We start from the raw sequence: 12,828 nt of genomic DNA on the forward strand, positions 1-12,828 counted from the left end.
TACGGTAACGCGTGCCCGAAAAGTATCGTCGTCTCCCGTCAGTGCCGGGATGTTAACGCGAAGCGGTTGTTTCTTTTATTCTATTATCAGAGTTACAGGCAAATCTTACAGCTTGTTGCACATTTTTGCCACGTTAACGATAAGTGAACGTTATCAGTCCCACTGTTTTTGGCAGGTGAGCATTGTACGTCAGTTCCCTTACCTTAGTGTCTGACATTAAAAAAGAGAGGCTGAACATCATGGAATCTGACGCGGCGAAGCAAATACTTTCGCTCTACGAAAAGCATGCTGAGGAGTTCGCCAGGCAGCGCTCTCGTCAGCTATTTGAAAAAAAATGGCTCGACAAATTTATACAGCTACTCCCGCCGGGCGGGCATATTCTGGATATCGGCTGCGGAAACGGAAAACCCATTGCTGAGTATTTTATTGGCAGCGGCTTTACGCTCACGGGCGTGGACGGTTCAGCGGCGATGATTGCGAAGGCGCAGGCGGATTTCCCGACGCAACGCTGGATCCATCATGACATGCGCCATCTGGCGATGGATGAGACCTTTGATGGTCTGATAGCCTGGGACAGCTTTTTTCATCTGACACAGAACGATCAACGCGCCATGTTTCCCCTTTTTGCAGCACTTAGTCACCCGGGCAGCGCATTAATGTTTACCAGCGGTACGTCGAATGGCACAGCGATGGGGACATTCGCCGGTGAGCCGCTGTATCACGCGAGTCTCGCGCCTGAGGAGTACCGGAAGATCCTGGCACAGCACGGGTTCTCCGTTATTGATGTACAGTTTGAGGATCCGGAGTGCGGTTATCACTCTATCTGGCTGTGTAAGAAGGTGAATTGAGATTATCGTGTGGTTTTATACCTCCCTTGCCATCATCCGCCCCGCGAGGCTGGCAACATGATTTTCCTCCTGTTATTGTGCGTTTTAGAAAACGGCGGTGCCGTAAATGACATACAGGAGTGGTAGGCATGTTTACTGGTATTGTACAGGGCACGGCAAAACTGGTGTCCATCGATGATAAGCCCAATTTCCGAACTCACGTCGTCGAGCTACCGGATCATATGCTGGAAGGGCTTGAAACCGGGGCGTCTGTGGCAAACAACGGTTGCTGCCTGACGGTCACGGAGATTAATGGCAGCCACATCAGTTTTGATTTGATGAAAGAGACGCTGCGCATTACCAATCTGGGTGAGCTGGCGGTCGGCGATGCGGTAAACGTTGAGCGCGCGGCAAAATTCAGCGATGAAATTGGCGGGCATTTAATGTCGGGCCATATTATGGCTACTGCGGAAATCGTTAAAATCCTGACCTCCGAAAATAACCGTCAGATCTGGTTCAAGGTACAGGATCCGGCGCTGATGAAATACATCCTTTATAAAGGCTTTATTGGGATTGATGGCATCAGCCTGACGGTGGGCGAAGTGACGCCAACCCGTTTCTGTGTGCATCTGATCCCGGAAACGTTGCAGCGCACCACGCTTGGCAGTAAAAAATTGGGTCATCGCGTGAACATCGAAATTGATCCGCAAACGCAGGCGGTTGTCGACACGGTTGAACGCGTTCTGGCGGCCAAAGAGGCAGCGGCTGCTGTTGTCAGTAACGACGAATAATCCCGCGAAAAAAGAGTGAGCTAATAAGGGAGAATATGAAAAGTATTCTCCTTTTTTATGCCAGCAGAAAAGGGGCGTTGGTTGACAAGCTGCACTGTCTGACAGAAAGAAAAAACCCCGCAAATGCGGGGTGGGCTGTTAGCGTGCTACGCGAAGTCCGTGTTCAATTCCCCGGCTGAATACCACCTGCCAGAGTTGAATATCCCGCGCACGGAAAGCGCCTGCGCAGGCGTTCAGGTAGTAACTGAACATGCGTTTAAACCGTTCGGAATAGTTATCGGCGATTTCTGGCCAACTGGCGAGGAATCGTTCATACCAGGCCATTAATGTTTTATCGTAATCTGCACCGAAATTATGCCAGTCTTCCATCACGAAATGGGACTCACTGGCATTCGCTATCTGCCGCACTGACGGAAGGCAGCCATTGGGGAAGATATAACGGTCAATCCAGGGATCCACATTATGATCGGTTCGCCGTGAACCGATGGTATGGAGCAGGAAAAGACCATCCGGTTTGAGGTTACGATCAACGACGGTAAAGTAGGTGTCGTAATTTTTAGGACCGACATGTTCGAACATACCGACAGAGACGATGCGGTCGAACTGATCGTTCAGATCGCGGTAATCCTGCAGGCGAATATCGACATCCAGCCCCAGACAACGCTGTTGCGCGTGTTTTTGTTGCTCGGCAGAAATAGTGACGCCCACGACGCTGACCGCGTAGTTTTGCGCCATAAATTGCGCCAGACCGCCCCAACCGCAGCCAATGTCCAGCACGCGCATCCCTGGCTTGAGCTGAAGTTTTTCGCAAATCAGGCGTAATTTGGCGATCTGCGCGTCTTCAAGGCGCTCAGCATCTTTCCAGTAGGCGCAAGAGTATTGCATCTGCGGGTCCAGCATGCGGGTAAAAAGATCGTTACCCAGATCGTAATGCTCTTTCCCGACGATCCATGCGCGTTTTTTGGATTGCAGATTAAATAATCTTGCCCCGGCGATACGCAGGGTATCTTTCAAATGGCGCGGAAGCTGTTTTTCCAACCCGGCACGCAAGACTTTCGTAAAAAACACATCCAGCCGGTCACATTCCCACCAGCCGTCCATATAACTTTCCCCCAGTCCGAGCGACCCCTCCTGCAAAACACGTTTAAAAAAATCAGGGTTTTTAACCTGAATATCAGATGCCGACGGTCCATTAACCTGGATACCGGCGCGGCTCAGCAACTCGTTTGCGATACGGAACCAGTTATCATCCCGTACGCTAACCTCTTCTATACACGATGAACTCATAACTTCTCCACCACCAGCAAGTGATCAGAACCTTAAAAGAGCGTAGACGCTTTTTGAGGTATGTGAGAAATCTCACGGTTTGCGCCGTGAGGCTGATATCCGACGTAGAACAGAGGAAGGGAGATGACCCTTGCCAGAAAGGCCTTCCATGGACAAACGGGAGCGCTCCGGCTCCCGTTAATACTTAATATTTATCGTATTTGTAACTAGCCGGAAAAGAGTATAGGCCTCAAAATCCGGTGATACAACAGAAAACTGTTAGCAAGCTAATCACTAAACTGTAACATAGTCGCTCATGAAATTACGCGTGCGAGGATGACTCACTGCCTTCATCCGCTTGATAACTCTCACTTTCCTGGCGCTGCATACGGTAGCCAAAAGCGACCAGAACGACCGTTGACAGCATCACGCTGGTGGTGGCGAGCAGCGGATGGGTAATCAGAGCCGATACCACCAGACTTGCGACAAAACACAGCCCTAACTGCAGTGTATTCTGCAAGGCGGCCGCCCGTCCGGTAGCCTGCGGGAAGGGGCGCAACGCCTGAGCCACGACAATCGGATAGATTGCGCCATTTGCCATCGCCATCAGACAGAAGGGGATCAGCAGGGCGGTCAGTGAGGCGCCAGGCATTAACCCCACGCCCCAGGTTGCCGCAACGCTCAATGCGAAGGCCAGCAGCAACCACGGTAATAAACGGGCACCAGACCATTTCTGCAAGGCGGCGCGACAGCCGTAGCCCCCGACCAGAAAGGCGATGGTTTGCGGCACATAACTCAGGCCGATAACCGCCGGGCCGTAGCCCATTTCATGAAGAATAAACGGTGAACCGGTAAGCCAGGCAAAAAAGCTGGCTGAGCAGGCGGCATAAATCAGCACGTTGCCGCGATAGGCTTTATCGCGCAACAGCGCGGCGAAGGTCAGCGCCTGTGCGGTTTTTGCCGGTTTCTGCGCGCCAGGACGCAGACGCAGTGCCGGAAGCATCAATATGACGGTGATAACAAATAATGTGGCGAAGATCGCCTGCCAGGAGAAGTGCGCCAGAATCCAGCTACCAAGCAGCGGCGCAAGGGCAGGCGATAACCCCACCAGCGGCATGATGGTGGCAAAAATGCGGTTTGTACGCTGCGCCGGATAGTGATCTGTCACCAGCGCCTGCCAGGTCACGGCAGCAGCACAGACCCCGACCGCCTGGACAAAACGCAACACCAGCAACCAGACAGCATCCTGAACCCACAGCATACCAAGGCAGCCGACGGCGAAAATGGCCAGGCCGCTTAGCAAAATGGGTTTACGGCCATAGCGATCCGACAGCGGTCCCCAGACCAGTTGTGCAACGGCAAAGCCCGCAAGGAACAGGCTCAGCGTCGCGCTGACCGCTGCGGCAGACGTATTTAAATCTTGCTGAATATCGGCGAACGCCGGCAGGTACATATCGGTGGCCAGAAAGCCCAGTACGCTTAAGCCCGCGAGCCAGACTAAAAATCCTTTTCCAGGTTGCATGGCAGATCTCTTTTTTATGGCAGGTTAACAGGGCTCCAGAGTCTAAGGAGTGCAAGTCGGCTTGTGAAACGCTAATATTTGCGCATTGGTTTCAAAATTTTTGCAGGCAGATTATGTGGTCAGAATATTCTCTCGAAGTGGTTGATGCCGTGGCGCGAAACGGCAGCTTTAGCGGTGCGGCGCAGGAGTTGCATCGCGTGCCTTCTGCGGTCAGCTATACCGTGCGTCAGCTTGAAGAGTGGCTGGCGGTGCCGTTGTTTGAACGCCGTCACCGGGATGTGGAGTTGACGCCGGCTGGCGTGTGGTTTTTGAAAGAGGGGCGTTCTGTTATCAAAAAAATGCAGATCACCCGTCAACAATGCCAGCAAATCGCCAACGGCTGGCGGGGGCAGCTATCTATCGCGGTCGATAACATCGTCAAACCGGAACGTACGCGCCAGATGATTGTCGATTTTTATCGCCATTTTAGCGATGTCGAACTGCTGGTCTCCCAGGAGGTGTTTAACGGTGTGTGGGATGCGCTGGCCGACGGGCGTGTCGAACTGGCTATCGGCGCGACCCAGGCGATTCCGGTCGGGGGCCGATATACTTTTCGCGATATGGGCATGCTGAGCTGGAAATGCGTGGTCGCCCGCCATCATCCTCTGGCGACAATGGTATCACCGCTCAGTGATGATACGTTGCGCAACTGGCCCTCATTGGTACGCGAAGATACCTCCCGCTCGCTGCCTAAACGCATCACCTGGCTTTTGGATAATCAGAAACGGGTTGTCGCCCCGGACTGGGAGTCATCTGCGGCCTGTTTGTCTGCCGGGCTGTGTATTGGGATGGTGCCTGCACATTTCGCCCGCCCGTGGATCGATCGCGGTGAGTGGGTTGCGCTGGCACTGGAAAACCCCTTCCCGGACGCCGCATGTTGTCTGACCTGGCAGCAGAATGACGCCTCACCGGCGCTGAGTTGGTTACTGAGTTATCTGGGCGACAGCGAAACGCTGAACAGGGAATGGCTGCGGGAGCAGGAGTGAACTGCTCCCGGCAGGATTAACGGCGATAGTCGCGGAACGGACCATCGGCAACCGAGCGGCGTTCAATCAGGCGCGGATGCACTTCAATCGACTGTGATTCTTCACGTTTGTTCACGATGCGGTCAAGCAGCATGTTAAACGCGGTTTCCCCCAGCGAGTCTTTCGGCTGGTGAATGGTCGTTAGTGAAGGGGTAAAGAAACGCGAATTGCGCACGTTATCATAACCGATCACCGAAATATCCTGCGGCACGCGCAGGCCCATTTCGTCTGCCGCACACAACGCGCCCATTGCCATAATATCGCCGCCGCAGAACACCGCGGTCGGGCGAGAGGACTGGGTCAGGATCTGTTGCATGGCGCGATAGCCGGACTCCGGTTCAAAGTCACCCTGCACGATCCAGTTTTCTGGCACGGTGATATGGGCCTCTTCCATCGCTTTCATAAACCCGCTCAGACGGCCTGCGCCCGTGTTGCGCTCAAGGGGACCTGGGATAACGCCAATTTCGCGATGGCCGCGTTCAATCAGGTAACGGCCAGCCATATAGCCGCCGGCAAAGGCATTATCGATCACCGTATCGGTAAAATCGGCCTTTGCTTCACCCCAGTCCATGACCACCATGGGAATGTGGCGATACTCTTCCAGCATGCTGAGTAACGATTCCGGATATTCCGAACACATGACCAGCAGGCCATCCACACGTTTTTGCGCCATCATGGACAGATAGGCGCGCTGTTTTTCCAGGTTATTCCAGGCGTTACCGAGAATAAGGGTATAGCCTTTCTGGAAACAATTTTTCTCAACCGCCTCGATGATCTCAGCGAAATAAGCCGCCTCGCTACTGGTCGCCAGCAGGCCAATAGATTTTGTGTGATTGACTTTCAGGCTGCGGGCAACCGCGCTGGGGGAGTAATGTAATTCTTTAATCGCCGCCCAGACGGCGTTACGCGTCTCTTCTGCAACGAAACGCGTCTTGTTAATTACGTGTGATACGGTTGTGGTGGAAACGTTTGCTCGCTTCGCTACGTCTTTAATCGTTGCCATCAGATCTTACTCCAGACCATATCGTAAACTCCTGATAATACATAAGGTAAACGTTTGCCTTCCATCACCCTGTACCCAAAGAAGGGATTGCAATACGCCGGGAAAAAGACACTGGACGTCAGGAGGGGAGTCAATGGCCGGTACGCTAATAAATTTAGCGTCGAATTTTGTCTGATCTTGACCAAAAGGGGAAGTGCTAAAACGTGTATCACCCTAAATCCTGCAAGATTTTTACGTTTATTTGTGCAAAAATGCGTTACATCACTTTCTGTGTGGGAATTAATAAGGAGAAAAATTGATGAGCACCGACCTGAAGTTTTCTTTAGTGACTACCGTGATTGTACTCGCCCTGATTGTTGCCGGCGGGCTGACTGCCGCACTGCATTGATCTATCCCGTGGGAGAGGCCACTCTCCCTCGTTTCACTCCTCGATTGTCATCAAATTAGCAATAGTCTTTTCCCATTTCGCTAACTTCTGTTTTTTGTGATTAATGTCATACTTTTGACTTCTGTGACGGTGTCGCGCGTCGACACGGCAATTCCGGAGTCTATTTATGAAGATTAATTTCCCACTGCTTGCCCTGGCGATTGGCGCTTTCGGCATCGGTACGACCGAATTTTCCCCCATGGGGTTACTGCCCGTTATCGCCCAGGGCGTGGATGTCTCGATCCCGGCAGCGGGTATGCTTATTAGCGCTTATGCCATTGGCGTGATGGTTGGAGCACCGTTAATGACATTGCTGCTTTCACACCGGGCACGACGTAATGCGCTGGTATTCCTGATGGCGATTTTTACCCTCGGCAATGTGCTGTCAGCACTTTCACCTGATTACACAACACTGATGCTCTCCCGCATTATTACAAGCCTTAACCATGGCGCTTTCTTTGGGTTGGGTTCTGTGGTGGCTGCAAGCGTGGTGGCAAAAGAAAAACAGGCAAGCGCAGTGGCGACCATGTTTATGGGGCTCACTATCGCCAATATTGGCGGTGTGCCTGCAGCAACCTGGCTGGGCGGGGCGATTGGCTGGCGCATGTCGTTCCTTGCTACGGCGGGGCTGGGGGTTATCGCCATGGTTAGTCTCTATTTTTCCTTGCCGAAAGGCAGTGCCGGCGAACGTCCTGATGTGCGCAAAGAGCTGGCGGTCTTAATGCGACCTCAGGTGGTTTCCGCGTTGCTGACGACGGTACTGGGGGCAGGGGCGATGTTCACGCTCTACACCTACATTTCACCGGTCCTGCACCGTATTACCGATGCCACTCCGGCCTTTATCACCGCGATGCTGGTGCTGGTGGGCGTTGGATTCTCCATTGGCAACTACCTTGGCGGCAAGCTGGCTGACCGCTCGGTCACAGCGACCCTGAAAGGCTTCTTGCTGTTATTGATCGTGATTATGGTTGCGATCCCCTGGCTGGCGCGCAGTGAGATCGGTGCGGCAATCAGCATGGTTATCTGGGGCGCGGCAACCTTTGCGGTAGTGCCTCCGTTGCAGATGCGTGTTATGCGTGTGGCACATGAAGCTCCCGGATTGTCGTCGTCAGTCAATATTGGCGCGTTTAACCTGGGCAATGCGCTTGGGGCAGCGGCAGGGGGCGCGGTGATTTCGGGTGGTCTGGGGTATACCGTTGTGCCGGTCACCGGGGCGATTATTGCAGGGATGGCGTTACTGTTGGTGCTGTTTTCCGGCAGAGCCAGTGCAGAGCGCTCCTGCACAGCAGCGGAGTAAAAAAACAGGAGGGTTTCCCCTCCTGATGATTACGCGGCGAGGTTCTTCGCGACAAACTCCCAGTTGACCAGCGCCCAGAAATGCTCCAGATAGTTTGGACGGGCGTTACGATAGTCAATGTAGTAAGCGTGTTCCCACACATCCACAGTCAGCAGCGGCGTGGCGTCGGTGGTCAGCGGTGTTCCGGCATTTGATGTCGAAACAATGGCCAGTTTGCCATCGGCGTTTTTCACAAGCCACGTCCAGCCTGAACCAAAGTTCTTCACTGCGGCATCCGTGAATTTCGCTTTAAACTCAGCAAAGCTGCCAAAAGCTTCGGTGATCGCAGCCGCCACTGCAGCGGTCGGTTCACCGCCTGCGTTCGGGGCCAGACAATGCCAGTAGAAGGTGTGGTTCCAGACCTGGGCTGCATTGTTAAACACGCCGCCCTCAGAGCTACGAATAATCTCTTCCAGCGTTTTACCTTCCAGCGGGCTGCCTTTAATCAGGTTGTTCAGGTTGGTAACATAAGCCTGATGATGTTTGCCGTGATGGTACTCCAGTGTTTCCGCAGAAATGTGCGGAGCCAGGGCGTCTTTTGCATACGGTAATGCAGGTAATTCGAACGACATTGCTTCACTCCTTATTGTTGTAATGCACTCAATAACCTTATTGAGTGTAAGGATAGGGTAGCAAATCGAAAGGGGAGAAAAAAGAGAGAGTTACCTGCCGCATTAGCGGCAGGCAGGAGATTAGCGGATGGTTTTTGGCGTAACCACTCTGCGGGCACCCACATAATGACGCTGCCAGTAATCTTCGCTTAATGAGGTAATCTGAATATCCTGGCCGCTGCGTGGTGACTGAATGAATTTGCCGTTGCCGACATACACACCCACGTGATCCGCGGTACCACGACCCTGTGTACGGAAGAACACCAGATCGCCGCTTTCCAGTTCCGCAACGTTGACCGGAGAGGCATCACGCAGGTGATACATTTCGTTCGCGGTGCGGGGAATACGGAATTTCACCAGATCTTTATAGGCGTAATAGACCAGACCACTGCAATCAAAGCCGGTCATCGGGGAGGTGCCGCCCCAATGGTAAGGTTTGCCAATCTGATTCATCAGCTTGGACATGGCAGTTTTCTGTACTTTTTGGATGCGGACTTTGTGCGCATCGGAAAGCGCAACAAGTTTGCTGTTTTTCACTTTTACACAGTGCGGTTTATGGCCTTTACGCTTTGTGCATTTTTCCGTCATAGCGGTAGCGGCGATGGGTTTCGTGCTGGTTTTACTGTGACGGGAGGAATTCTTACTGGTGGTATTTTTGCTGCTGGTTGACGATTTTTTCGTCACTGCCACTTTTTTATTTCCGGCTTTAGCCGTTGTTTTTGTTTCGGTGCGACTGCTTTTCTTTGATGTTTTTTCTGTGGTGGTTTTTTTCTTACTCTCGGATGCTTTCGCCAGATGCGTTGTCTTATGCACGGCCGAACCTCGCGTCTGCTCGGAAGCATTCGCTAATGGCGTGAAAGTCAACGTGGTGAACAACAAAGCACAGAGCGTGATCGAAGCTGTATGAATTCGCGCCACTGAGCAATCCCCTGATAAGTGCAGGCATTCAATAATGCTTGCGTATGATTTAGAACCGCGTCGATTCTAATCTAAAAAAAGCACAAAAGTTAATAGGGTTTTTGCATCTAAAACTGTGTTTCGTTAGCAAGCGCAAAAAAAATCACCAATTGGCTCTGGAAGAAGCTCAAATGTTGAACTATTGGCGTGCGGTGAAACGTAAGATAAGTGATATTTTAAAAGCAACTTATCGCAACAGACGATAAAATAATGAGTGGTGAACAAAATGTTATTTTCGGTTACGCACCTTAACCGTTACAATGACGACTATCTGCCGAAAAGAAGTTGAAGGAAGCAAGACAATGAGCTCTACCCTTGAAAAAATCCAGCGTCAGATCGCTGAAAACCCGATTCTCCTGTATATGAAAGGCTCTCCGAAGCTGCCAAGCTGCGGCTTTTCCGCACAGGCAGTGCAAGCGCTCTCCGCCTGTGGCGAACGTTTTGCTTACGTTGATATTCTGCAAAACCCGGACATTCGCGCCGAGCTGCCGAAATATGCAAACTGGCCGACCTTCCCGCAACTGTGGGTTGATGGCGAGCTGGTTGGCGGGTGCGACATCGTAATCGAAATGTACCAGCGCGGCGAATTGCAGCAGCTGATCAAAGAGACGGCGGCGAAGTACAAATCCGAAGAGCCGGACGCGGAATAATTATCGCAATAAAAAAGCGACCTTCGGGTCGCTTTTTTTATGCCTCGCTATCTGCGATGGGTAGCGGCCAGCCGCCCAGCCGTTTCCAGCGGTTAACTATCTCGCAAAACAACAGCGCAGTCTGCTCAGTGTCATACAGCGCGGAGTGTGCCTGGGTTGCGTCGAAATTAATGCCGGCGGTGGCGCAGGCTTTTGAGAGCACCGTTTGCCCCAGCGCCAGCCCGCTCAACGAGGCGGTGTCGAAAGTGACGAACGGATGGAACGGATTACGCTTAAGGGATGCGCGCTCAGCGGCAGCCATCATAAAGCTGTGGTCGAAGGTGGCGTTGTGAGCCACCATAATGGCGCGATTACAGTTCTGATCTTTGATACCTTTACGCACCATCTTGAAAATAGCGTGGAGCGCGTCGTGCTCGCTCACGGCACCCCGCAGCGGGTTATTCGGGTCGATACCGTTAAATGCCAGTGCTTCCGGCTGCAGGTTCGCTCCCTCAAACGGTTCAACATGAAAATGCAGGGTGCTGTCAGGCATTAACCAACCCTGGTCGTCCATTTTCAGTGTGATGGCAGCGACCTCCAGCAGTGCATCGGTTTTGGCGTTAAACCCGGCGGTTTCAACATCAATCACGACAGGGTAAAAACCGCGAAAACGGTCGCACAGACCGGTAAGTTGGGCGTTATCGGACATTGGAGTCTCTTGCTAAGGGAAAATGGCAGCGCATTATGGCAAATTTTGCGAAGGGATGTAAAACAGCGGGCGCCACAGGCGCCCGTAAAGCATTAATTGCCCAAACCGCGTCCCGCGTCTTTGGCTTCAATCAGTTCGACTTTATAGCCGTCCGGATCTTCAATAAAAGCGATAACGGTGGTGCCGCCTTTTACCGGACCCGCTTCACGCGTTACGTTGCCGCCATTTTGACGAATACGCTCACAGGCTTCTGCCGCATTATCCACTTCCAGCGCGATATGACCGTAAGCGCTGCCCAGGTCATATTTATCTACGCCCCAGTTATAGGTCAGTTCGATAACTGCCGTTTCTGTTTCCGGACCATAACCCACAAAGGCCAGTGAGTATTTGTATTCCGGGTTTTCACTGGTACGCAGCAACTGCATGCCCAGCACTTTGGTGTAGAAATCAATGGAGCGTTGCAGGTCGCCAACGCGCAGCATGGTGTGAAGTAAGCGCATAATGTCCTCTTAAGCGTCAATGAATTGTCATTCGAAACAGAGTTTTAGTATAGCGGCGGATCCCTGCCGCTATCAACGAAGTGATTATAAAGAAGGGTAGTCGGTATAACCTTCCGCGCCACCGCCATAGAAGCTTTCCGGGCGTTGCGGGTTCAGTTCTGCTTTGCGCTGCAGGCGTTCAACCAGATCCGGGTTAGCGATGTAAGCACGACCAAAGGCCACGGCGTCAATCAAGCCTTTCGCAATCAGATCTTCTGCTTTTTCTACCGTGTAGGCGCCAGCACCGATGATGGGGCCGTGGAAACGCTCACGCACTTTGCGACGGAACGCCTCGGTGTACGGCTGACCGCCTGCCCAGTCCGGCTCGGACATGTGCAGATAGGCAATCCCGCGTTTACCCAGTTCTTCAATAAAGTACAGTGCGTCTTCTTCTTCATTCGGGCCGTTATCGGTGTTCTGGAAGGAACCGATAGGGGAGACGCGAATACCGATGCGATCCGCACTCCAGGCAGCGCTTACGGCATCAACAACTTCCAGCACCAGGCGGGCGCGGTTTTCGATGCTGCCGCCATACTGGTCGGTACGCTGGTTGGCAGACGGTGACAGGAACTGGTGCAACAGATAGCCGTGGGCAGAGTGCAATTCGACTAAATCAAAACCGGCTTCACGTGCGTTGATGACGGCCTGACGGAAATCATTGACGATGCCCGGAATTTCGCTGGTTTCCAGCGCTCGCGGCATCGACGTGTCTTCGCGGGTTGCGTTGCCGTTAGCGTCACGCAGGGAGGTACGGGTACCGGAACTGATCGCCGAAGGGGCAACAGGTGCCTGGCCGCCAGGCTGCAGGCTGGTGTGAGAAATGCGTCCGGTGTGCCAGAGCTGAACCGCCATATGACCGTTTTCAGCGTGTACGCCAGCGGTGATTTTTTTCCATGCGGCAATTTGTTCCGGGCTGTGAAGGCCCGGCGCGCCTGCATAGCCTTTCGCCTGTGCAGAGATTTGGGTCGCTTCACTGATGATTAGGCCAGAGCTGGCGCGCTGGCGGTAGTATTCGCCCATCAGCGGAGTCGGGATATCGCCAGGCTCAATGCTGCGCAGACGTGTCAGCGGAGCCATCAGCACACGGTTTGGGATGGTAATCGCGCCAATTTTCAGCGGCGTAAACAAATTGCTGGACATAAATTCT

At 52.9% G+C, this 12,828-nt stretch carries 14 protein-coding genes; 6 read left to right on the forward strand and 8 right to left on the reverse strand.

The features are described from left to right. Nucleotides 1-239 precede the first annotated feature (239 nt). Together C5523_RS11310 and C5523_RS11315 are read left to right on the forward strand one after the other, a co-directional pair. Entirely contained in the window at nt 240-848 is a 609-nt protein-coding gene (locus C5523_RS11310; RefSeq protein WP_108701124.1) for a class I SAM-dependent methyltransferase, read from the forward strand. Between the two features lie 128 nt (nt 849-976). Next, nucleotides 977-1,618, forward strand: coding sequence for a riboflavin synthase subunit alpha (locus tag C5523_RS11315; RefSeq protein ID WP_108701125.1), 642 nt, complete (start codon nt 977-979; stop codon nt 1,616-1,618). Nucleotides 1,619-1,756: 138 nt separating this feature from the next. On the opposite strand, the gene cfa is transcribed toward C5523_RS11315, so the two are convergent. Together cfa and punC are read right to left on the reverse strand one after the other, a co-directional pair. Further along, the gene (gene cfa, locus C5523_RS11320) at nt 1,757-2,905 is read right to left on the reverse strand and encodes a cyclopropane fatty acyl phospholipid synthase (RefSeq protein ID WP_041851568.1); all 1,149 of its coding nucleotides are present in this window, start codon (nt 2,903-2,905) and stop codon (nt 1,757-1,759) included. A gap of 301 nt (nt 2,906-3,206) precedes the next feature. Then, nucleotides 3,207-4,406, reverse strand: coding sequence for a purine nucleoside transporter PunC (punC, locus tag C5523_RS11325; protein ID WP_108701126.1), 1,200 nt, complete (start codon nt 4,404-4,406; stop codon nt 3,207-3,209). A gap of 113 nt (nt 4,407-4,519) precedes the next feature. Here punC and punR point away from each other — a divergent pair, with 113 nt between their 5' ends. Then, nucleotides 4,520-5,431: a DNA-binding transcriptional activator PunR gene (gene punR, locus C5523_RS11330; RefSeq protein WP_079498094.1), complete on the forward strand. Its 912-nt coding sequence runs from the start codon at nt 4,520-4,522 to the stop codon at nt 5,429-5,431. A gap of 16 nt (nt 5,432-5,447) precedes the next feature. On the opposite strand, the gene purR is transcribed toward punR, so the two are convergent. After that, nucleotides 5,448-6,473 carry an HTH-type transcriptional repressor PurR gene (gene purR / locus C5523_RS11335; RefSeq protein ID WP_041851565.1) on the reverse strand — a complete coding sequence of 342 codons (1,026 nt, stop codon included), beginning with the start codon at nt 6,471-6,473 and terminating at the stop codon, nt 5,448-5,450. 298 nt (nt 6,474-6,771) lie between these two features. On the opposite strand from purR, the gene C5523_RS11345 reads away from it, so the two are divergent. Beyond that, the gene (locus C5523_RS11345; RefSeq protein WP_090086635.1) at nt 6,772-6,861 is read left to right on the forward strand and encodes a YnhF family membrane protein; all 90 of its coding nucleotides are present in this window, start codon (nt 6,772-6,774) and stop codon (nt 6,859-6,861) included. Between the two features lie 166 nt (nt 6,862-7,027). Further along, a complete protein-coding gene (locus C5523_RS11350) occupies nt 7,028-8,197 on the forward strand; it encodes an MFS transporter (protein ID WP_108701127.1) in 1,170 nt (389 codons plus the stop codon). 29 nt (nt 8,198-8,226) lie between these two features. Here the strand turns inward: C5523_RS11350 and sodB are convergent, their stop codons facing one another. Further along, a complete protein-coding gene (gene sodB, locus C5523_RS11355; protein ID WP_108701128.1) occupies nt 8,227-8,808 on the reverse strand; it encodes a superoxide dismutase [Fe] in 582 nt (193 codons plus the stop codon). A gap of 120 nt (nt 8,809-8,928) precedes the next feature. Beyond that, nucleotides 8,929-9,765: a C40 family peptidase gene (locus C5523_RS11360; RefSeq protein ID WP_041851562.1), complete on the reverse strand. Its 837-nt coding sequence runs from the start codon at nt 9,763-9,765 to the stop codon at nt 8,929-8,931. A 341-nt stretch (nt 9,766-10,106) separates the two neighbouring features. On the opposite strand from C5523_RS11360, the gene grxD reads away from it, so the two are divergent. Continuing rightward, nucleotides 10,107-10,454 carry a monothiol glutaredoxin 4 gene (grxD, locus tag C5523_RS11365; protein WP_041851561.1) on the forward strand — a complete coding sequence of 116 codons (348 nt, stop codon included), beginning with the start codon at nt 10,107-10,109 and terminating at the stop codon, nt 10,452-10,454. Between the two features lie 37 nt (nt 10,455-10,491). Here grxD and rnt read toward each other — a convergent pair whose 3' ends face one another. From rnt to C5523_RS11380, 3 genes are all read right to left on the reverse strand, one after another. Beyond that, nucleotides 10,492-11,142: a ribonuclease T gene (gene rnt / locus C5523_RS11370; RefSeq protein WP_041851560.1), complete on the reverse strand. Its 651-nt coding sequence runs from the start codon at nt 11,140-11,142 to the stop codon at nt 10,492-10,494. A 92-nt stretch (nt 11,143-11,234) separates the two neighbouring features. Continuing rightward, a complete protein-coding gene (gloA, locus tag C5523_RS11375; RefSeq protein WP_041851559.1) occupies nt 11,235-11,642 on the reverse strand; it encodes a lactoylglutathione lyase in 408 nt (135 codons plus the stop codon). Between the two features lie 84 nt (nt 11,643-11,726). Further along, nucleotides 11,727-12,821, reverse strand: coding sequence for an alkene reductase (locus C5523_RS11380; protein ID WP_071195341.1), 1,095 nt, complete (start codon nt 12,819-12,821; stop codon nt 11,727-11,729). Nucleotides 12,822-12,828: the final 7 nt, after the last annotated feature.

This window comes from Phytobacter sp. SCO41 (assembly GCF_003073275.1).
GTDB classification, from domain to species: domain Bacteria; phylum Pseudomonadota; class Gammaproteobacteria; order Enterobacterales; family Enterobacteriaceae; genus Phytobacter; species Phytobacter diazotrophicus.